Below are 345 nucleotides of genomic sequence, written 5' to 3' on the forward strand. Positions count from 1 at the left end.
GTTGAACCACGCCATCTCCGGGGCACCACCCGCGGAAATCAGCGCCGCGGCCCGAGCACTGGGCAACGAGGTCGCCACAGACACCGGTGGGCCCCCGCCGGCCGAAGACCGGTCACTGAACAGTCTCGAATACAAAGTCCGCGACGGTCGCTGCGTCGGCACGTTTGATCTTGATGCTGTCATCGGGGAGAAGCTGTACTCGGCGTTGGACCGCTGGTCCCGGGCCCGCCCTGAACCGGACGGTTCTGATGATCCGCGTTCTCCGACACAGCGTCGCGCTGATGCGTTGCACCAGTTGTTGGACTGCGGTGGTGGTGGGCAAACGCTGGTGTCGGCGCCTCGCAC

Annotated in this window: 1 protein-coding gene; it reads left to right on the forward strand. The window is 65.8% G+C overall.

What is annotated here, in order from left to right:
* On the forward strand, positions 1-345 hold a 345-nt coding region (locus tag SB754_RS19530), incomplete at both ends, for a DUF222 domain-containing protein (RefSeq protein WP_410784057.1).

Source organism: Leifsonia sp. SIMBA_070 (assembly GCF_046534635.1).
Taxonomy (GTDB): Bacteria; Actinomycetota; Actinomycetes; order Actinomycetales; family Microbacteriaceae; genus Leifsonia.